This window comes from Ichthyenterobacterium magnum, from assembly GCF_003610635.1.
In the GTDB taxonomy this organism is placed as follows: Bacteria; Bacteroidota; Bacteroidia; order Flavobacteriales; family Flavobacteriaceae; genus Ichthyenterobacterium; species Ichthyenterobacterium magnum.
On record NZ_RAQJ01000001.1, the window covers coordinates 659,758 to 682,069 of the forward strand.

Below are 22,312 nucleotides of genomic sequence, written 5' to 3' on the forward strand. Positions count from 1 at the left end.
ATTTTATTATCAGTATTAATGATAAATTGTAATCAAAAAGTATTACAGCCAACTAACGACGACCATAAACTTTTAAACTTATATTTATTAGAAAGAATGGTTAACCTAAAAGCTATTGATCAAAAAAGAGACTCCATAATATTAGGTTTAAGCAATGCTAACAGTGTTATATTCAGTAATTATAAAGACTATTTAGAGTTAAAAAAAGATTCATTTATTAAAATGCCAAAGAGTGTGTCTAAAACAATAAATGGCAAACTTGAGTTTATTCCTCTTGTAAAAGGAGATAGTACTTATAATAGCTTATTAAGTAAACCTTGGGTTAATATTAAAGTAGATTCAATAGTGCGTGTAGTGTATTCAGACAATGAATATTCAAACTATGAAAAACAAGTATCTAATGGGAAATGGGATTCTATTGTTTTTGATAAATTTAAATATATACGTCCTTCAAGTTTAAATTCAAGTTCAGGTTTAGATTTAAATTCAAAAAAGAAAAGAAATTGGATACTTTATGTTTCAAAGCCAATGTATACTTCAAATAAAAAGTACGCCCTTATTTATGGTCAATATGTAGGATCAGCAATATACCCAGAAATAGGAGTGTATGAAAACAGAAATAACAAATGGCATAAAGTAAGTACTATAAAAAACTGGTAGCTTGTAGAAGAACAGTAGAAAGAAAAAGCAGCCGAATATATGAGCTGGAAAGGCCTAGAAGCTTTTTTTACAGATAATTATAGAATTAAAAAGTTTTAATTATGCTAAACAAAATAGACATAGATATTGGAGATTACTATTATACAATACACAATTGGCACATATTGTTAATTCTTTTTATTCTCATAATATGTGGTTACTTGATTATTAAAAAGTATAAAAAATCTTCTTAAAATAGCTGTAAAACAAAAACGCCTTTTCATTTAGTGGAAAGGCATTTTTTGATAGTATTTAATTTTGTTACCATTTTTTATCAAAAAATTGGAGAAACATTATATAACAGTACTAATAATGATTGCTCAGATTAATAATTATGAAAAAACTAATATTTTTTATCGTCATAACTCTTTTTATTTCCTGCAAAAAAGACCCATTACTTATTATCCCTAAAAAAGGAGTTAGCAATTTTAAAATTGGTGAAAAACTAGATAAAAGCTTAGATTTAGAAGGATTAGAATTCTTATTAAATCCAGTTGATAGTTTAATTATTCATATTGATGTTTTTGATAATAAGTTTTATACAAAAAAGAAAATTAGGGTTGGCACAAAATCAAGTTTAGTAAAAGAAAAAATGGGCAAGCCAATTAGTGGTCCCGTTATAAAAAAGAACCAAAAAATTAAACAAAAAAAGAGGAGTGAAACATCTCTTAGATATAATCATATCACTTTTTTTCTTGATACAGATACTAAAACAGTAAAAAAAATTAGAATATGGTAAGTTTTCTTTAAACACCTTTAAAAACAAAAACGCCTTTCCACTAAGTGAAAAGGCGTTTTTTGATATTATTTGATTTTGTTACCATTTTTATCTAAAAAATGATACTCAAGATATGTGTAAGCATCTCTAGGTTGTACTTTTATCCATTTTTTATGTTCTAAAAACCATTTAGAACGTACTGATGGAAAACCTTTTGTTAAAAAGGCCGCTATAAAAGGATGTGTGTTTAAAGTCACCTTTTTGTAGTCTTTTTTGAAAATCCTTTCTAGGTCTTGAGTGATTTTTTGCACTATTTTAATTGGTGCTTCAATTTCACTACCATTAATACCATTAGGATTTTCTTCTTTAGTTTCAATATTACGCTCTGGTCTAACACGCTGTCTAGTAATTTGTACTAATCCAAATTTGCTAGGAGGCAATATTTTGTGCTTTGCTTTATCATCTTTCATTTCATCACGAAGATGATTGTAAAGCTTTTTGCGGTTCTCAGCTTTTCCCATGTCAATGAAATCTACAACTATAATTCCGCCCATGTCACGTAAACGCAACTGACGAGCAATTTCTGATGCAGAAATTAAATTGACTTCTAAAGCAGTATCTTCCTGATTTTTTTCTTTGTTAGATCTATTTCCACTGTTAACATCTACAACGTGAAGCGCTTCGGTATGTTCAATAACCAAATAGGCACCTTTTGCCATAGATACAGTTCGTCCAAATGAAGTTTTAATCTGTCTTTCTATACCATATTTTTCAAAAACTGGTACATTATTTTGATGTAGCTTCACTATAGATTCTTTTTTTGGTGCAATTTGTTGCACATAATCTTTTATCTGTATATAAAGTGCTTCATCATCTACTATAATATTTGAAAATGAATCGTTAAATATATCTCTTAAAATAGAAGAGGCTTTATTCATTTCGCCAAGTACTTTACTTGGATGATGGGCTTTATACAGCTTTTTACACATTGCTGTCCATCTGGTTAGCAAATTCTGTAAATCTTTGTCGAGCTCGGCAACTTTTTTGCCTTCAGCTACAGTACGTACAATAACGCCAAATCCTTTAGGTGTTATGCTTTTTACCAATCGTTTTAAGCGATCTTTTTCTTCTTTAGATTCAATCTTTTGAGAAATTGAAATACGATCAGAAAATGGCACTAAAACAATATAACGCCCTGCAATAGACAACTCGCTACTAATACGAGGTCCTTTTGTTGAAATTGGCTCTTTTACTACTTGTACTAATAGAGATTGATTAGATTTTAAAACATTAGCAATGCTTCCGTTTTTGTCTATATCTTTCTCAAATTGGAAATTTTTAAGTAAAAAATCTGTGTGTTTCCCTGTGCTTACACGTTTTATGAATTTTAAAAGCGAAGGTAATTGTGGTCCTAAATCATGATAATGCAAAAATGCATCTTTCTCATAGCCTACATTTACAAATGCAGCATTTAGACCAGGAACAGCTTTTCGTATTTTGGCAATAAACACATCACCAACAGAAAAGTTGTTATCATCTTCATCTTTGTGCAATTCAATAAGTTTTCCATCTTTTAATAAGGCAAAATCAACAATATCAGAACGTGATCTTATAATCAATTCTTTGTCCATATTGCAAATTTATATCTATTTCTAATTGAGAAACAGATGGATTATACTTTATTTTTTGACACAGGATGTTTAAATCCGGTAAATTCATGTTTTACGAAGGTAAACGTAAAATTAATCATGAATTAAATATCAAAGAACGTTGTTTTAAAAATCGAAAAAGTAGTTAAAAACTACTTTCTCAATTTATTTCTTTTTGTGACGATTAGCGCGTCTTCTTTTCTTACGCTTGTGAGTCGCTACCTTGTGCCTTTTTCTTTTTTTACCACTTGGCATAAATTAGTCTTTTTAAATTAATATTTGTTTTTAATGTCTTAGTTTACCTCAACATTTGTTTTTACACCTTCTACAAATACTTTTGCAGGCTTAAAAGCAGGAATGTTATGTGCTGGTATTTTAATCGTTGTATTTTTAGAAATATTTCTACCTGTTTTTTCTGCTCTTGTTTTAATTATAAAACTTCCAAAACCTCTAAGGTATACATTATCACCACCTTCTAAAGATGTTTTCACTTCTTCCATGAATGTTTCAACTGTTGCTTGAACATCACCTTTTTCAATTCCTAGTTTATCAGAAATTTTAGCTACTAGATCAGCTTTTGTCATCGCTATTATTTTTAGGGTTATCTATTAATTATAAGGGATGCAAATATAGGTAATTTAATTTCAATATTTCAAGCGTAATTAATTAAAATTTAACGGTATAAAGATTTATTTTTGTAACGATTTAAAATAAGAAATGAATTTTAACCAAATTTTAAACCATTGGTACTCAGCAAATAAACGTGATTTACCATGGAGAAAAACCAAACAACCTTATGCTATATGGCTATCAGAAATAATTTTGCAACAAACACAAATTAAGCAAGGTTTACCATATTATGAAGCTTTTATCACCAAATTCCCAACAGTTTTTGACCTTGCAAAAGCTAAAGAAGACACTGTTTTAAAGCTTTGGCAAGGTTTAGGTTATTACTCAAGAGCTAGAAATTTACATGCATCGGCTAAATATATTGTTACAGAACTAAATGGCATTTTTCCCATTACATATAATTCACTTTTAAAACTCAAAGGTGTTGGTGATTATACCGCAAGTGCTATAGCATCTATTTGTTATAATGAAGCAACAGCTGTTGTAGATGGCAATGTATATAGAGTGCTTGCGCGTTATTTTGGAATAGGCACACCAATAAACACAACCCAAGGCATTAAAGAGTTTAAATCTTTAGCAACATCATTAATTGATAAAAAAAATCCTGGCGACTACAACCAGGCAATAATGGAGTTTGGTGCTAGACAATGCAAACCAAAAAATCCTGATTGCAATGCTTGTCCTTTAAATAAAGGTTGTGTTGCGCTTCAAAAAAACAAAATAGGAATACTTCCAATTAAACTTAAAAAGACCAAGGTTAGTAAAAAGTATTTTAATTTTTTAGTCTTCGTTTCTGATGATAACAACACTTTGTTTGAAAAACGAACAGAAAAAGGGATTTGGAAAAACCTATATCAGTTTCCGCTTATTGAAACTGATAATAGTTTAACAATTGATAATTTTAAAAAGCATCCTTTAATTTCTTTATATTTTAAATCTATTGATTTTGATTTTAGTTTGTATAATAATATAGACATCATCCATAAGCTATCTCACCAACATTTACACACAAAATTTTGGATTATAAAAGTTGACAAACTGCACACAAAAGGCTTGAAAATATCTAAACTCAAAGCACTTCCAACTCCAATTTTAATAAGCAATTTTATTGATGAATTTAATTTTGAGTAATGTAGAATCATAAATTTTTACTACTTTTAATAAAGCACATTACAAAATGTGTAGATTTGTAATCTTAAGTATTAAAACATATTATGTCAGGAACATTAAATAAAGTAATGCTAATTGGGCATTTAGGAGATGAGGTTAAAATGCATTATTTTGAAGGCGGTAATTGTATAGGTCGTTTTCCGTTAGCAACTAACGAAACATATACAAACAAGCAAACCAACGAGCGTGTTACCAATACAGAATGGCATAATATTGTTGTACGCAACAAAGCTGCAGAGATTTGTGAAAAGTATTTATCTAAAGGCGACAAGGTATATATTGAAGGTCGACTTAAAACCAGAAAATGGCAAGATGATAAAGGTTTAGATCGTTACTCTACAGAGATTCATTGTAATGATTTTACTTTTTTAAGCACAAAAAGTGAATCTCAAAATAATGCTTCTCAACAAGCTGCACCACAGCAAACAAATCAAAATAATACAACTCAATCTATTACAGAAGACAATGATGACCTTCCGTTTTAAAAGTATAACTAAAAACATTTGCTTTGGATCCTGAGCCCTCGAGTACAATATTAACATCGCTTCTTACTGTAAACACATCGTTAGTTTCAGGAATCATTTTGCTTGTTGTTCTATTGTTTTGCTCTGCACTTATTTCTGGTGTTGAAGTTGCATTTTTCTCTTTAACAAAGTCAGATATAGATACTGGTTTAGAAGAACAACCAAAGGCCTTTAATACAATTTCTAAACTATTAGAACGTCCAAAAAAACTACTAGCAACTATTCTTATTGCTAATAATTTAATAAACATTGGTATTGTTATTCTGTTTGCCTATTTAGGAGAACGTTTATTTTATTCTATAGAAATTGCTTGGTTACGTTTTCTTTTAGAAGTAGTTGTTATCACTTTTTTAATCCTACTATTTGGTGAAATTGTACCAAAAATTTATGCTAGCAGAAACCGAATCAAATTTTCAGTTTTTATGGCAATGCCATTAAAATTTTTAGACACATTCTTTTCTCCTTTAAGCTTACCTATGCAATATGTAACTAATGGTATACAAGACAAATTAGGCAAACAAAAATCTAACCTTAGTGTTGATCAACTTTCTCAAGCGCTTGAGCTAACAAGTGAAAGTGATACAACAACCGAAGAACATAAAATTTTACAAGGTATCGTATCGTTTGGCAATACAGATACTAAGCAAGTTATGCGACCAAGAATGGATATTTTTGCTTTAAACGAAAATCAAAAATACACTGAAATAGTTCCTGAGATAATTAAAAAAGGGTACTCGAGAATCCCTGTATATAAAGATAGTATAGACACTGTAATTGGTGTTTTATACATTAAAGATTTATTACCATATATAGATAGAAAGCAGTTTGATTGGACAACTCTTTTAAGAGAACCTCTTTTTGTACCAGAAAACAAAAAGCTTGATGACTTAATGGTTGAATTTCAAACTAAAAAAGTGCATTTAGCCGTTGTGGTTGATGAGTATGGAGGCACATCTGGGATTGTATCATTAGAAGATGTTATTGAAGAAATTGTTGGTGATATTAGTGATGAATTTGATGATGACGATGTGGTTTACACCAAAATTGATAGCAATAACTTTTTATTTGAAGGAAAAACAACACTTAAAGATTTTTATAGAATCATAAACATTGAAGATGAATCTGTTTTTGAAAACTCAAAAGGAGAAGCAGAAACTATTGCTGGTTTTGTTTTAGAGATTGCAGGGTTATTTCCTAGATTAAAAAGTAAAATAAAATTTGAAAATTACGTTTTTACTATAGACGCTTTAGATAAAAAGCGAATCAAACAAATTAAGTTTACTATAAAAGATTAATTAAACGATTTTCGCTTTCGCGGAAAATAAATATGAAAAAGCTATTTATAACATTTTTAACAGCAACTTGTATTGCTTGTGGAGATGATCCATTACCAAAACCAAAAGGATTTTTAAGATTAGACTACAACAAGGCAAATTATAAAGTAACAGATTTGCCAATACCTTTTTCGTTTGAGAAAAATGAATTAGCCAATAAAATTGCTACTATTAAAGTTGATAAAAGCAAAAGCTCTTATGGCTTAGACATAAATTATCCAAGCCTAAAAGGAACCATATATTTAACTTATAAAAAAGTTACAAAAGACAATTTAATTGCCTTATTAAGAGATGCGCAAAACATGACTCAAAAACATGTTAGTAAAGCAGATGGTATTGAAGGTGATTTATACAAAAACCCTAAGCATGAAGTTTATGGGATGTTTTATGAAGTAGGTGGTAATGCAGCTTCGCAATCTCAATTTTATGTAACAGATAGCCTAAATCACTTTTTGAGTGGCTCTCTTTATTTTTATGCAAAACCAAATTTTGATTCTATTTATCCAGCAGCAGAGTATTTAAAAAAAGATATTAAGCATATCATGGAAACTATTAAGTGGAAAAAATAAAAAAGTTATTTGTAAAAAAAATGCTCATCGTTAGGATGAGCATTTTTTATATTTAAGCTAATTTTTAATAATTAGAAATTGTAACGCATACTAAAGTTCCATGTTCTTCCGTATCCAAAACGAACTCTGTTTTCAACATTTACACCATTCCAAGCTTCATCTCCTGCATCAACATGCTTATTCTCATCAGAGTACTCTAAATAAACTTCGCTAAATACATTATTTACATTTAAACGAAACTGTATTGAATTTTTATCATCTTTACCTACTAACCATTTATAAGATAATCCAGCATCTACAGTATCATACGATGGTAATTCTATAGAACCTCTATTATCTTGTGTCGAAAATTCAGACCCACCATAATTCGCATTTCCAAAAAGCTTATCATATTGATTCCAATTTGCATCTATTTTAAATCTAGGTAAAATTTCATATTTAGCACCTATCCCAGCAGTAAATTGTGCAGCATTTCCAACCTTAGCACCATCAATATAACTTACTTCTCCTGTACTCGTTGAAGCACCTCCTTCTACAGATTCATTAAGCGTTACATCACCATCATATTCCCAGTTACCTATAGATAAAAATCCTTGAAGTTCTAATCTATCAACTAATCTTGCAAAAATTTCTAATTCTCCTCCCATATGCACTTGTTTAATTCCACTTGTTGAATAAAACACATCTGCAATATTATCTGCTGGATTAAATGCAGGGTCTGTATTTGGTACATCTTCATTAATTGGTAAACCATTCGCTCCAAGAGTATCTTCAGAATCATAATCAATTCTGTTATCCCAAACCGTATAATATAAATTCACATTTGCTGAAATTTTATCTCCCATAAACTTATAACCAGCTTCAACACCTGTTACATTTTGATTTTCATCACTTAATGGGTTTAATTGATTAGAAGCTCTATCATCAATAAATAAATCACTATGATAAGGCTGACGCGAATAATATCCTGTGTTTAAGAATACTGTATTTTGATCATTAATTCTATATGCGCCACCTAGTTTAAGATTAAATCCTGGATTATTAACTTTCTCAGACTCTAGACCTCTGCCTTCTTCTGAAGAATTTCCATACTCTGTTCTAACATGTGACTGTGCAGATGCTGAACCTTGGAAATATGCTGAGAATTTATCTTTTGTATATTCTATTTGACCAAATACACCTAAATAATTAATGTCTTCTTCATAATCATAATAAGGATGTAAACGCTGACCATGATCATCATTTGAATTAAATAAAAGATTCCAAGGGTTAATCCCACCGAATACTTCTGTTATTTCATAGCTACCCCCATTATAAATACTTGAATCACTCACAGAATCAACAGAAAAGAATTCGTTTACACTTCTGTAGTGAATACCATTATATAAACGTACATCTGCACCAACATTAAAGCTTAAGTTTTCATTTAATTCATTACTATAGTTTGTTACCAAACCATACCAGTCGTGGTTATTATTTGAGCCTCTAGCATAAGTTGCTTCACCACTATTTCTATCAAATTGTGACTGAACAAAAGCACCTCGTCCCTTAGAACCATATAAAACAGTTGATAATTCAGATTTTTCATTAATTTTCCAATCCCAGTTTAAGTTTATTACTGGCTTATGATACACATTTCGTCCTCCTGGGTAGACACCAGATTTTAAGTTATTAGGGCTGTTAACACCCGTTGCATTCCACGAATTATAACGTCTTCCTCTATCTTCATTTAAAAAGTCTTCTAAATCAGCATTTCCTGCAGCTGCATGCCATTGAGGTGCTCCTGTCAACATTAAGTTTAAGATATGATTCTCGTTTATTTTGTAGCCAAAAGATAAAAAATATGTTTGTCCTTGACCTTCTGTATGATCAACATAACCTTCACCCTGCCAATGTCCAAACATAGCAGATACTGCCAAACCATTTTCCATCAGACCTGTTGAATAAGCTGCAGAAGTTTTAGTGTAATTATCATTTCCAATCATTTGCTGTACAAATCCACCTTCTTTTTTGTCAATAGTTTTAGTTACTATATTAACTGTTCCACCAACAGATGAAATCGCTAATTTAGAAGACCCTAAACCACGTTGTACTTGCACTGCATTTGCAACATCTAAAACACCAGACCAGTTAGACCAAAACATTCTTCCATCTTCTGGACTATTAATTGGTTGTCCGTTTAATAAGAAAGCTGTATTGGTTTGATTAAACCCTCTTAAAAATAATTGTCCATCACCAAATCCACCACGCTGTGTAGTGTGTACAGAAGGCGTAGACTTTAAAAGTTCTGGTAGATCTGAGTTACCTGCTTTTTCTTGAATACGTGCTGCCTTAATAGTTGACACAGCAATTGGTGTTTTTCTGTCTTCAGCCAAATCAATTACTCCAGATCCAATAATAACCACCTCATCAAGTGAGTTGTCAGGAGATAATTTGATTGTACCTAAATCTTGACTTCCATTAAAACTAATGGTTACAGAACTATAACCTACATAAGAAATTACAAGTTCTCCAGATGCTCCTTGAGTATTAAGTGTAAATTTTCCATCAATATCTGTACTTACACCATTAGAAGTACCTTTTTCTACAACATTTGCTCCAGGTAAACCTAAGCCTGCATCCTCAACCTTACCGGTTACAGTGCTTTGAGAAAATGTTATTGTAGCAAACAACATTGCTACAATCATAAATAAAAATTTAGTAATTTTTTTCATATTACAAGTTTAAAATTGGTTTTTAAATTTTGTGCAAAAATACATTAAATAAATAGTATAAGATTAACTTAATGTTAAGTTTTTAACCCATTGAAAGTACAAAGAATTAACTTACAATTTAGCATTGAAGTCTTTTTAGTATAAACAACTTTTTAACAATTATTTTGTTAAATCTTTGTAGTGTTTTAAAAGATTTAACGTTGATTTATCGTGATTGTTAAAACTAGTTTTGGTTGAAATTTCTTCCAATATATTGTTAGCTAATTGTTTTCCAAGCTCAACTCCAAATTGATCATAGCTAAAGATATTCCATATAATACCTTGAACAAAGATTTTATGCTCGTACATTGCTATTAGTTTCCCTAAGCTTTCTGGAGTCAATTTATTTATTAAAATTGTTGTAGTAGGTTTATTTCCTTGAAATACTTTAAAAGGTGTAAGTTTAATTATTTCCTCTTCTGAATAACCTTGTGTTTTTAATTCATTAATGACTTCATTTTTAGGCTTACCATTCATCAATGCTTCTGTTTGAGCAAAAAAATTAGACATTAATTTATCTTGATGCTCATTATTATTATATAATGGCTTAGCAAAACCAATAAACTCTGCAGGAATTAATTTAGTGCCTTGATGAATTAACTGAAAAAAAGCATGTTGAGAATTTGTACCAGGTTCTCCCCATATAATGGTTCCGGTTTGACAGTTTACTTTATCTCCGTTTCTGTCAATACTTTTTCCGTTACTTTCCATAACACCTTGCTGAAGGTATGTAACAAATTGATTTAAATATTGAGAATAAGGGATAATAGCCTCACTTTCTGCCTTAAAAAAATTATTATACCAAATACTTAAAAGCGCTGTAATTACTGGAATATTTTTAGCAAATGGTTCCCTTTTAAAATGCTCATCCATTTTATGTGCGCCGCTTAATAATTTATCAAAATTTTCAAATCCTATAGATAAGCTTATTGATAAACCAACTGCACTCCAAAGTGAAAATCGTCCGCCAACCCAATTCCACATAGGAAAAATATTAGTTTCATCAATACCAAAAGCTTTTACTTTTTCAATATTGGTAGATACAGCAACAAAGTGCTTTGCAACTGCTTTTTGTGGTGCATTTTTAAGAAACCATTCTCTAATTGTATTAGCATTAGATAGGGTCTCTTGAGTGGTAAAAGTCTTTGATACAATAACAAATAATGTCGTTTCAGGATTCAAATTTTTAATTACTTCATTAACATGGTCTCCATCTACATTGCTTATAAAATGCGTTTTTAAATGGTTAGAATAAAATGCTAATGAATCTACAACCATTGCTGGCCCTAAATCTGAACCTCCTATTCCAATGTTTACTACATCGGTAAAACGTTGTTCTGTATAACTCTTTAAATCGCCATTTATAATCTGGTTTGAAAAATTCTTAATTTTATTTTTTACCTGATAAATTTCTGGCATTATATTTTTACCATCTACTATAACCTTAGCAGTTTCAGGGTTACGTAAAGCTGTATGTAATACTTCACGTCCTTCTGTGGTATTTATAATATCTCCCTCAAAATATTTTGTAGTAGCATCTCTTAAATCAACTTCATCGGCTAGTTCTAAAAGCAATTCTATCGTTTTATCAGAAATTCTATTTTTAGAATAATCTACGTAAAAATCTTCCCACTTAACAGTAAACTGACTTGCTCTATTAGGATTTTTAGTAAACCAATCTTTAATTTTAGCATCTTTAATATCCTTAAAATGTGCTTCTAGTTTTTTCCAGGCTTTAGTACTTGTTGGATTGATTGTTTTTAATGCCATTATTGAATTTGAGAAATTGAATCTTGTTCTATTGGTAAAATAATTTTGTTATCACTAAACTGAATATTATCAAGTCTCGATTTTAAAGGTTTTATAAATTCTGAATACGATGCTTTTAATGAATCTGGAATAGACTCAGCAGCTGGCAGTTTTTCTCTAAAAGGATCAACTTGTTTCCCATTTTTCCAGAATCTATAACACACATGAGGACCTCCAGTATTTCCAGTCATCCCAACCCAACCAATTACATCGCCTTGCTTTACAAACTCTCCTTTTTTTACATTTTGAGCTTTCATGTGCAAATATTGTGTACTATATGTTGCGTTATGCTTAATCTTAACATACTTACCATTACCGCCTCTTCGTCTAGATTCTGTAACAGTTCCATTTGCAGTTGCAAGAATAGGTGTACCAATTGGGGCTGCAAAATCTGTACCTTTATGAGGTCTTAATTTATAGCCATAATATTTTATACGACGGTTTAAATTGTAGCGCGATGAAATACGACTAAACTGAACTGGAGCCTTTAAAAAAGTACGTCGTAAGCTTTTAGTATTTTCATCAAAATAATCTGAAATATTTTTTAAGCTATCTACTTTAAAATTAAAGGCATAAAACGATTCGTCTTTATGCTTAAAGTAAGCTGCATCTATACTTTCAATTCCTGAATAAATAGTGTCTTCAATAAAACGCTGTTTATACACAATTTTAAATCGATCTCCTTTTTGAAGTCTAAAAAAATCGATTGTCCATGCATAAATGTCTGACATGTCATTTATCAAGCTATAAGGCAAGCCTTGAGCTTCCATTGTTTCTGATAAATTGTTTAAAATAATTCCTGAAGCTTCTTTTTCAACGATTGTAATTGGTTTTTTACCTCTATATGCATGTATAGAATCTGAAAGTTTAATAACAATATAGTCTTCTTTACGTGGTTGATATATAAACGCTTGTGGTGTTTCTAGTGAGTCTTTGGCACAAAGTAATGTATAAGGCTTTCCAGCTCGAAGGTTTCTTATATCAAAAGTGTCCTTAGCTTTTTCGGCAATATTAAAAATTTGCGGATAACCTATATGATTTCGTTCTAGAATTTCTCCAAAACTGTCCCCAAATTTAATTGTATCTCGTTTTACAATGTATTCTTTAAGGTTAAATCCAAACTCTTTAACTTCTTCAGGCTTTATAAACGTTTGCAATGATTTTACGTCTGGTTTTGTTTTATTTTCTTTACATGAAAAAACACCAATACAGATAAAAAGTGCTATTAATAATCTTTTTGATTGCATTAATTTTTTGATTGTTGTTAGTTAAACATTGTGTCCCCAATTATCTAATTCTTCTTTAGTCCATAATTCAGGGAAAAATATTCGTTTTTGATATTTTGGATGCATGTATTTTTTCCAGTCACTGCCACCTGTTGCTTCTCCATCACCTGTTCCGCTTTCTATATAATGTCTTGCTGCATTGTAATGGGCCATTACCCATGTAACATTAACTGTATAATCATAATGTCGCATAGCTTTAACCAAATCTTCATCTTCTTGGTCTTGTTTAGGTAATTCTTTAAAGCGTGTCCATAAATTTTTGGTGTTATATGTTTGCATAAAACGTATAAAATCGCCTTTATATCGTTTTTCAAAATTTACTAGAAGCGTAGATTTTTCACCAGTTTTATAATCTTTGCCTGCTGCCTGCCAGTACAAATGTTCGAAAGCATGCTCAAATGGCGTATTTCTATCTATAGTTGCTCTAAATCTATAATCTATAAGGTTGATGAGTTCTGTAGAAGCAAATTCTATCATTCTATACTGTGCACTTTGAAAACCACTTGCTGGCGTAAGTGTGTATCTAAATTTCATATACTGTTCAACTTCCATACCTTCTCTCATAATATTAAAAGATGTGGTAAGCATATCAAAATAGCGACTAACACGCATTATTTTATCTTCAAAATAAACAGCTGTTAACTCTTCTTTTTCTGCAACTTGTTGAATTTCCCAAAGTATCATTTTAAAAATCAACTCATTTATTTGATGGTAGGCAATAAAAACCATCTCATCTGGCAATGTTGTACGTTGTATTTGAAGATTTAAAAGTGCATCTGTTTGTATGTAGTCCCAATATGTAATTGGCTTACTATAAAGTAAGCCAAATAAATGGTCGTCTGTATCTTGATCTATTTTTGTATACTTCTCTTGAAGCTGCTTTAGAATTTCGTTAAATTGGTTTTGGTTGGCCATAATTATTTAATCAAATTGTATCTGAAAGGAATGTTTTAAACCTTTAAAGGCTTCTAAATCTGCTCTTAAAGAACCTACTGCAAGGTCTGCTTTTATTCGTAACGGAACTTTATTATCGTCTGCGCTCACCCATAAGGTTAAACTTTCTTGTTCTTTAAAAACTCGCCCAGCCATTACATATGGTCTAAACCTTAATGTTTTTACTTTTCCAAATTTAGTATCTAACGTTTCTCTTCCTAAAAACTTAAGCTTAAAGTTATAGTTTTCTTCATCAAAAAACATATTTAAACTAACAACATCATCTTTCTTTATTTTATTAGTATCATAGTTATTACGTAGATAATAAAATGCAGAGACCATATCTTGAATCCCTTGTTCTGTGGTTATGGTTTTATTTGTTTTATGCTTTTTATTTGTAACTAACGCTTTATTGTTTGCTTGATCAAACTTAATTTCTATGTCTTTAGTATGACCGCCTTCGTTAATTTTTCTAATAAACTTATAAGGTAAGCCTGTGGTTTTATCGAAATAACTTTCATATCTATCTTTAACCTTAAAAAACCACTTTATAGCTCCAGTTGTCCAGCCTTTACCAACTACGTGGTAAACAGGTTTTCCGTCTAGAGTTGTTTCGTTTACAGACATGGTTGCATTTCCTGCTTTTAAAAAGCCACTGTAACTCATCTTAAATTTAAACCATTCGCCATCTTGAAATGCTATTTTCTCTTGGGCAAAAGAAGTTTGCATAAAAAATATAGCTGTTAATATAAGTAGTGTGTTTTTCATCGTTTTTGATAATTGCAAATGTAACTCATTAAATCACATTTTATTGTTTGATAAGCTGAAATACAATTACTATTCCAAAATTAAAAAAATTACTGAAACCTCCTATATATAAGCTGTTATAGTTGAGTTAGATTTTTAAAAAAAGTAAAAACCTCTTCGTTATTAGGAAGAGGTTTTTACTTTTTTTAATTTATTAGAACTAAAGTGTTCCTCTTTTTGCTTGTTCTCTTTCTATAGACTCAAACAAAGCTTTAAAATTTCCTGCTCCAAAACCACGTGCTCCCATTCTTTGTATGATTTCAAAAAACAAGGTTGGTCTATCTTCAACTGGTTTTGTAAAGATTTGCAGTAAGTAACCTTCTTCGTCAGCATCAATCATAATTCCAAGAGATTTCAATTTTTCGATATCTTCTCTTAATTTGTGATCAAATTCTTCTAAACGACTAGGAACTGATTTGTAATATTCGTCTGGTGGCGTTGATAAAAACTCTACTCCGTTTGCTCTTAATTGAGACACAGTTTTTAAAATATCGTCGGTTGCAACTGCAATATGTTGCACACCTGCACCTTCGTAAAAATCTAAATATTCTTCAATTTGGGAGCGTTTTTTCCCTTTTGCCGGTTCGTTTATTGGGAATTTAATTCTACCATTTCCGTTAGACATTACTTTACTCATTAATGCCGAATATTCTGTATGAATTTGCTTATCATCAAACGATAAAAAGTTTTCAAATCCCATTACATCTTCGTACCATTTTACCCAAACATTCATTTGATTCCAGCCAACATTACCAACCATATGGTCTATATATTTTAATCCTGCAGCTGGTGGATTGTAGTCTGATTCCCATTTTTCGAATCCTGGTAAAAATGCGCCGTTATAATTTTTACGTTCTACAAACATATGTACCGTTTCTCCATAAGTGTAAATTCCTGCACGAACTACTTCTCCATGCTCGTCAGTTTCTACAGTTGGTTCCATATAGCTTCTTGCACCACGTGACGTAGTTTCTTTATAAGCTTGTCTGGCATCTTCTACCCAAAGTGCTACGATTTTTACACCATCACCATGTTTTACAATATGATTGTTAATTGGTGATTTACTGCTTAACGGTGTTGTAAGCATCAACTTGATTTTGTCTTGTGTTAATACATAAGATACAGAATCTGTTGCGCCTGTTTCTAATCCGCGATAGGCGTGTGATTGAAATCCAAATGCTGTTTTGTAAAAATGTGCTGCTTGTTTTGCATTACCAACGTAAAACTCCACATAATCTGTTCCAAGTAATGGTAGAAAATCTTGTGCACCTTCAAATATTTTTTCTAAACCATAGTTTACTGATTTTATTTCTTTAGCCATAATATTAATTTTCTAAGTTTTCAAATTCTTTTACTTCTTCAACTTTAATTGAATCTATTTCTATTGTGTCTTGCTCTATTATATAATCGTCTTCTTCATAATCATAAAGACTATCATTTTCCCATTCGTAATAATCTTCATTTTGAGATTGCTTAATACCTTCCATAATTGCTGTTGACATAAATGTACCATATACAACAAATAATATTATAAAAACAATCATAATTAATCCATTAAATATTATGGCTATAATATTTAATACTTTAGCTGTAGCAACATTACTTCTGCTTTGAGGCGAATAGGCTTCTGGGTTTTCGACAAATTCCCTTAAACTTTTATTTGCCATAACTAAACCTATTATACCTAATGTAAGTGGTACAATAGCTAAAACACCATAACAACAACATCCTGCAATACCAATAACTAATCCTAAAATCCCTAAAATTAATGCTGTAGGATCAGCTGGTAATTTATTATAATTCATTTAATTTTTATCGTTTTTATTTAGCCCTGATTAAGGTATTTGTTGAAGCTCCTCGAAGAGAGCGACTGCCAAAAGCAGGAAATAGCTTCTAATAATTATTTTATTCTAACCAAGACTTGTAATAATCTTCATCGGCAATTTTCATTGCTTCTTCTGTTACTTGTAATGGCTTAAATGCGTCTACCATAACAGCCAATTCTTCAGTTACGGTTTCACCGATACTGCGCTCTGTAGCTCCTGGATGTGGACCGTGAGGAATTCCGGCAGGATGTAATGAAATATGACCTGCATCGATATCGTTTCTGCTCATAAAATCGCCGTCTACATAATATAAAACCTCATCGGAATCTATATTACTATGGTTGTATGGCGCAGGAATTGCATTTGGATGATAGTCATACAAACGTGGCACAAAACTGCAAATTACGAAGGTGTTGGTTTCAAAAGTTTGATGTACTGGCGGTGGTTGATGAATACGTCCTGTTATTGGCTCGAAATCGTGAATTGAAAATGCATACGGAAAATTATAACCGTCGTAACCAACTACATCAAAAGGATGTGAAGCGTACACCATTTCTATAATTTCGCCTTGCTTTTTTACTTTGATTAAAAAGTCTCCTTTTTCATCATACGTTTCTAATTCTTCTGGTCTACGTAAATCACGTTCGCAAAATGGTGAGTGTTCTAGTAATTGACCAAACCAATTTCTATAACGTTTAGGTGTGTATACTGGCGAATACGATTCGACAATAAAAAGTCTGTTATTTTCATCGTCGAAATCTAATTTGTAAATAATTCCGCGAGGAATTACTAAATAATCTCCGTATTTAAAATCGAGATTACCTAACATTGTACGTAATTTTCCTGTTCCTTTATGGATAAAAATCACTTCGTCTGCATCTGTATTTTTATAAAAATAATCTTTGGTTGATTGTTTTGGTGCCGCTAAAATAATATTGCAATCAACATTTGTTAACACAATTTTTCTACTTTCTAAATAATCGTTTTCTGGCGGAACTTGAAATCCGCGAAATCTGTAAGATTGAATATTGTTTGCTTTCGCAATTTTTGGCTTTACTGAATATTGTTTACGAATTTCTTTGACCATTGTTGGTCTGTGTTCGTGATAAGAGTTGGTAGACATACCATCAAAACCAATTGTGCCAAACAATTGCTCGTAGTATAAGTTTCCGTCTTTTTTACGAAATTGTGTGTGGCGTTTTGGTGGAATTTTTCCTAGTTTATGATAAAATGGCATTTTTTTGAGTTTAAAAAGTTGATTTGTTTATACATTGATTTGTATAAGTTAAATGTGTTTTAAAGATACAAAAAATGCTTGCTTATTCTGGGTTTCTTTTAATAAGAAATTGTAGTAGTAATAATAAATCTGTCCAAAATAATTTCATGTTTTCAAATATCGTGAAATTTTTGAATATTTCCTCGTTAAAACCAAAACCCTATATTAAAAAACCAAGTGCTTGTTTTTTGTTCTGGTGAGTAGCTAAACTTTGCTTGAACTGGCCCCAAAAAAGTTTCAATACCATAACCTAGTGCATAGCCTCTATAGTCTGGTAGTGTAAACCACTCTCCTGTTTCAAACATATTATCTTCTATGTTTGCCCAGTTACCTTCAAGAGTAATGTGGTGTTTTTTAAAAATCTCGTAATCTGCTAATGCTGAAGCTTTCACAAAACTATTACCTGTAAGTGAAATAAAATCATAACCCAGAAATGGAATAAAATTATTGATAAAATTATTACCATAACCTCCAAGAGCAAAATCTAATGCTTGCGTAGAGTTTTCTCCTATTTTAAAACCTCCACTGGTTTTTAAATTAAACGATAGTTTATCTGAAACACTAAATGCATAACCCATATCTGCTTGCGCTATTGAGAAGCTTTCAAAATCTTTATTAAAATTAGACGCAAATAAATACATCTGAAAATCACCATTAAAATATACACCTTTATTTGGATAGTATATATCATCATAAGTATCTAATTTAATGCTTCCAAACGCACTAAAATAATCTGTGTTTTCGAATACAAACTCATCTTCTTGGTTATCTACAACTAAAGTTTCAGATTTTATATTAAGACGTTTGTGTTCTGCACCTATTCTAAACGCAAAATCTTTTTTAATCATTGTCTGCAAATAAAACTGATTAGTTTGGTCTTTTAACTCTACATCAACTTTATTTAATCCAGAAAACGCCTGATCATCCTCATCAAAAAAAAGATCTGCATTAATGTTTTTATGAAATTGATTGTATCTAGACCTTAAACCAATACTCCAATGAAATCCTTTATCTATAAAATACTCAAAGTTATATCTAACATTGTCACCCAAAATCACATCTAAAGTTACTATGTCATTATCAAACAACACTCTTTTTTTTGTAAAATTAGCTAAGGCAGCACTTTTATATAAATCATCATAATGGATTCCTAGTTTTAAAAATGTAGTTATCTTATTTTCTGTTAACTCGGTTTTTAAATCATAACCTTTTCTGTGAGGCGATTTTTTTAACTCATATTGAAATGTTTCAAAGTTATTAGTAGCTACTAAATTATTAATGCCGCGACTAAAATCTTCATAACTTACTTTAGTGTCTGGTTTAATTTTTAACTTTCCCTGAATATATGATCTGGTATATGTTTCACTTCCAAAAATTCCTATTCTGTTAATTTTTATGCTATCTGTAGAAATAATCTTAACGTCTTTTTTTGGATTTTTTTTACTGTATTTTGGGAGATTAGCTAATACATCTGTTTTTAAAAGTGCTGCCTCTTTACCACTTTCTATTATTCTATCACCTTCACTAAATGAAACAACCGAAAAATCTGTTATATCTGGTTTTATATAAACCTCAGTTTTTCCAACTTTAGATTTCATATCATTTATAGTTCTAAAATTGTTAATTTGAAGTAAAACATCTGGTGCAGAACCCAACTCTTCTTTTGTTTTTAAATCATCTTGAACATCAACGCCAATAATAATATCCATGCCTTTTGCTCTAAGCTCATCTACTGGATAATTATTTACAACACCACCATCTATAAGTACTTGATTATTAATAACCACTGGTTGAAAAAGCGATGGAAATGCACCGCTAGCTAACAATGCCTGAGCTAAATTACCTTTGTCTAGCATTACTGCTTCTCCCGTTTCTACATTTGTAGCAATGCAAAAAAAAGGAATTGGTAAATCTTTAAAACGTTCTACCTCATTAACATGTAAGGTTAACTTTGAAAGTAAATTAAATACATTTTGGCCTCTAGACAACGCTGAAGGTAGTTTTAATTTAAATTTATTAAAAGGAAGTGTAACCGCATATTTCTCTGAGTTGTCACGTTCGTAAAACGTTTTTGCTCCTCTTGGCAAATCATCACTGATAATCTTATCGAAATCTAAACTCTTAAAAATAGAGTCTAATTGCTTGCCAGAATATCCTGATGCATAAAGTGAGCCAATTATAGCTCCCATACTTGTACCTGCTACATAATCTATTTTAATATTTAAACTATCTATTACTTTTAATGCACCTATATGAGCAAACCCTTTTGCGCCACCACCACTTAATACCAGACCTACTTTTGGCGTACTATCAGGTGATTTTTTTTGTGCTAAAGCACAAAAAGAAATTATAATAACTAAAAATAATATTAAACCGCTTTTATTCATTTTGATTTATAGTAATCTACTATTTTTTTTGCTCTTGCCAAACCCACAATTTGTTCTAAATTTTCAAGCTTAGCTTCAGATATTCGTTTTACAGATTTAAACTGCTTCATTAATGCAACTACTGTTTGCTCTCCAATACCAGGAATGGTTTCTAACTCTGTTGTTAATGCACTTTTGCTTCTTCGGTTTCTATGATGCTCTATCCCAAAGCGATGCGCTTCATTACGCAGTTGCTGAATAATTTTAAGGGTTTCACTTTTTTTGTCTAAATATAAAGGAATTGGATCATCTGGATAAAATAATTCTTCTAAACGTTTTGCAATGCCGATAATTGCAATTTTTTGTCGCAAACCTAATTGATCTAAGCTTTTTAAAGCTGAAGATAACTGCCCTTTTCCGCCATCTATAATTATAAGTTGCGGCAAAGCTTGTTCTTCATCTAACAATCGTTTATAACGTCTATAAACAACTTCTTCCATTGATGCAAAATCATCTGGTCCTTCAACCGTTTTTATATTAAAATGACGATACTCTTTTTTACTTGGCTTACCATTTTTAAATACAACACATGCGGCTACTGGATGTGTGCCTTGTATATTAGAATTATCAAAACACTCTATATGTCTAGGTTCTTCTTTTAAACGCAAATCTGTTTTCATTTGCGCCATAACACGATTGGCATGTCTGTCTGGATCAATAATTTTAACCTGCTTAAAACGTTCCATTCTGTAATATTTTGCATTACGTACAGACAGTTCTAATATGCGTTTTTTATCTCCTAATTTAGGGATTGTAACTTTTAATTTTTCTCCTAAGTTGACTTTAAATGGCACATAAATTTCTTTAGAATTAGAACTAAAACGCTGCCTTATTTCTGTTATTGCTAACTCTAATAATTGTTGATCCGTTTCATCTAATTTCTTTTTAATTTCTAAAGTATGCGAACGTATTATAGATCCAAATGATAGTTGCAAAAAATTGACGTAGCCATAACTTTCGTCACTTATAATACTAAACACATCAACGTTGCTAATCTTTGGATTTACAATGGTAGATTTTGCTTGGTAATTTTCTAGAACCTCAATCTTTTCTTTAATACGTTGCGCTTCTTCAAACTGCATCTCTTGAGCAACTTGTTTCATTTGCGTTTTAAATTGAGATAAAGAGTCCTTAAAATTTCCTTTTAAAATTTCTCTAATTGCTTTTATATCTTTATTATAATCGTCTACCGTTTGCAAACCTTCACAAGGTCCTTTACAGTTTCCTAAATGATATTCTAAACACACTTTATACTTTCCTGCTGCTACCTTATCTTCAGACAAATGATAATTGCAAGTTCTTAATTGGTATAAGCCTTTAATTAAGTCTAATAAAGTATAAACGGTTTTCATACTTGTATATGGTCCAAAATACTCAGATCCATCTTTAAAAACGCGACGTGTAGAAAACACTCTAGGGAAACGTTCTTTCTTTAAACAAATCCAAGGATATGATTTGTCATCTTTTAACAATACATTATAACGTGGTTTGTACTTTTTTATAAGGTTGTTTTCTAATAGCAACGCATCTGTTTCCGTTTCAACAACAATATGCTTAATACTTGCAATTTTTTTTACAAGCACACGTGTTTTTCCATTATCGTGAGTTTTTGTAAAATATGAGCTTACACGTTTCTTTAAATCCTTGGCTTTTCCTACATAGATAATAGTATCATCTGCATCAAAATATTGATACACGCCAGGCTCATGTGGTATGGTTTTGAGTTGTATTTCTAATGTAGGTTTACTCATCAAACCAAAGGTATACTAACTTAGTGAAATTGTAAAAATTTCGATGCGCTTTTTTAGTATATTGCAAATCAGTTTACAGTAACTAGTAAAAAGTATACAGTCAAGAGCATTCAACATTTAAGCTTAGTAGAATTTTAAGCAAAAAAAGATTA

General features: G+C 30.9%; 18 protein-coding genes. 6 read left to right on the forward strand and 12 right to left on the reverse strand.

Annotated elements, in window-relative coordinates; translation table 11 throughout:
• The first annotated feature begins 18 nt into the window (after positions 1-18).
• Together BXY80_RS03215 and BXY80_RS03220 are read left to right on the forward strand one after the other, a co-directional pair.
• On the forward strand, positions 19-660 hold the full coding sequence (locus BXY80_RS03215; RefSeq protein ID WP_120199765.1) for a hypothetical protein: 642 nt from the start codon (positions 19-21) through the stop codon (positions 658-660).
• A gap of 373 nt (positions 661-1,033) precedes the next feature.
• Complete coding sequence (locus BXY80_RS03220; protein WP_120199766.1) at positions 1,034-1,438, forward strand: hypothetical protein; 405 nt, start codon at positions 1,034-1,036, stop codon at positions 1,436-1,438.
• Positions 1,439-1,503: 65 nt separating this feature from the next.
• Here the strand turns inward: BXY80_RS03220 and BXY80_RS03225 are convergent, their stop codons facing one another.
• Positions 1,504-3,048: an Rne/Rng family ribonuclease gene (locus tag BXY80_RS03225; protein ID WP_120199767.1), complete on the reverse strand. Its 1,545-nt coding sequence runs from the start codon at positions 3,046-3,048 to the stop codon at positions 1,504-1,506.
• Between the two features lie 311 nt (positions 3,049-3,359).
• The gene (locus BXY80_RS03230; RefSeq protein WP_120199768.1) at positions 3,360-3,650 is read right to left on the reverse strand and encodes an HU family DNA-binding protein; all 291 of its coding nucleotides are present in this window, start codon (positions 3,648-3,650) and stop codon (positions 3,360-3,362) included.
• Between the two features lie 133 nt (positions 3,651-3,783).
• Here BXY80_RS03230 and mutY point away from each other — a divergent pair, with 133 nt between their 5' ends.
• From mutY to gldD, 4 genes are all read left to right on the forward strand, one after another.
• Entirely contained in the window at positions 3,784-4,827 is a 1,044-nt protein-coding gene (gene mutY / locus BXY80_RS03235; RefSeq protein WP_120199769.1) for an A/G-specific adenine glycosylase, read from the forward strand.
• Positions 4,828-4,910: 83 nt separating this feature from the next.
• Complete coding sequence (locus BXY80_RS03240; RefSeq protein WP_120199770.1) at positions 4,911-5,351, forward strand: single-stranded DNA-binding protein; 441 nt, start codon at positions 4,911-4,913, stop codon at positions 5,349-5,351.
• A gap of 23 nt (positions 5,352-5,374) precedes the next feature.
• Complete coding sequence (locus tag BXY80_RS03245) at positions 5,375-6,685, forward strand: gliding motility-associated protein GldE (RefSeq protein WP_120199771.1); 1,311 nt, start codon at positions 5,375-5,377, stop codon at positions 6,683-6,685.
• Between the two features lie 32 nt (positions 6,686-6,717).
• Positions 6,718-7,293 carry a gliding motility lipoprotein GldD gene (gene gldD / locus BXY80_RS03250; protein ID WP_120199772.1) on the forward strand — a complete coding sequence of 192 codons (576 nt, stop codon included), beginning with the start codon at positions 6,718-6,720 and terminating at the stop codon, positions 7,291-7,293.
• A gap of 71 nt (positions 7,294-7,364) precedes the next feature.
• Here the strand turns inward: gldD and BXY80_RS03255 are convergent, their stop codons facing one another.
• The 10 genes from BXY80_RS03255 to uvrC all read right to left on the reverse strand — a co-directional run bounded on the left by BXY80_RS03255 (position 7,365) and on the right by uvrC (position 22,160).
• Complete coding sequence (locus BXY80_RS03255) at positions 7,365-10,007, reverse strand: TonB-dependent receptor (RefSeq protein ID WP_120199773.1); 2,643 nt, start codon at positions 10,005-10,007, stop codon at positions 7,365-7,367.
• Between the two features lie 159 nt (positions 10,008-10,166).
• Entirely contained in the window at positions 10,167-11,816 is a 1,650-nt protein-coding gene (gene pgi, locus BXY80_RS03260) for a glucose-6-phosphate isomerase (protein ID WP_120199774.1), read from the reverse strand.
• A complete protein-coding gene (locus BXY80_RS03265; RefSeq protein ID WP_120199775.1) occupies positions 11,816-13,102 on the reverse strand; it encodes a M23 family metallopeptidase in 1,287 nt (428 codons plus the stop codon). Before BXY80_RS03265 ends, pgi begins: the two co-directional genes overlap by 1 nt.
• Before the next feature lie 21 nt (positions 13,103-13,123).
• A complete protein-coding gene (locus BXY80_RS03270) occupies positions 13,124-14,056 on the reverse strand; it encodes a tryptophan 2,3-dioxygenase family protein (RefSeq protein ID WP_120199776.1) in 933 nt (310 codons plus the stop codon).
• Between the two features lie 6 nt (positions 14,057-14,062).
• Positions 14,063-14,842, reverse strand: coding sequence for a DUF3108 domain-containing protein (locus BXY80_RS03275; protein ID WP_120199777.1), 780 nt, complete (start codon positions 14,840-14,842; stop codon positions 14,063-14,065).
• 199 nt (positions 14,843-15,041) lie between these two features.
• Positions 15,042-16,202 carry a 4-hydroxyphenylpyruvate dioxygenase gene (hppD, locus tag BXY80_RS03280; protein WP_120199778.1) on the reverse strand — a complete coding sequence of 387 codons (1,161 nt, stop codon included), beginning with the start codon at positions 16,200-16,202 and terminating at the stop codon, positions 15,042-15,044.
• A 4-nt stretch (positions 16,203-16,206) separates the two neighbouring features.
• Positions 16,207-16,686 (reverse strand): CCC motif membrane protein, encoded by a 480-nt coding sequence (locus BXY80_RS03285; protein ID WP_120199779.1) that lies wholly within the window; start codon positions 16,684-16,686, stop codon positions 16,207-16,209.
• Positions 16,687-16,786: 100 nt separating this feature from the next.
• Positions 16,787-17,944, reverse strand: coding sequence for a homogentisate 1,2-dioxygenase (locus BXY80_RS03290; RefSeq protein WP_120199780.1), 1,158 nt, complete (start codon positions 17,942-17,944; stop codon positions 16,787-16,789).
• Positions 17,945-18,129: 185 nt separating this feature from the next.
• A complete protein-coding gene (locus tag BXY80_RS03295) occupies positions 18,130-20,370 on the reverse strand; it encodes a patatin-like phospholipase family protein (RefSeq protein WP_120199781.1) in 2,241 nt (746 codons plus the stop codon).
• Positions 20,367-22,160 carry an excinuclease ABC subunit UvrC gene (gene uvrC / locus BXY80_RS03300; protein WP_120199782.1) on the reverse strand — a complete coding sequence of 598 codons (1,794 nt, stop codon included), beginning with the start codon at positions 22,158-22,160 and terminating at the stop codon, positions 20,367-20,369. The genes BXY80_RS03295 and uvrC overlap by 4 nt, the downstream gene beginning before the upstream one ends.
• Between the last annotated feature and the right edge of the window lie 152 nt (positions 22,161-22,312).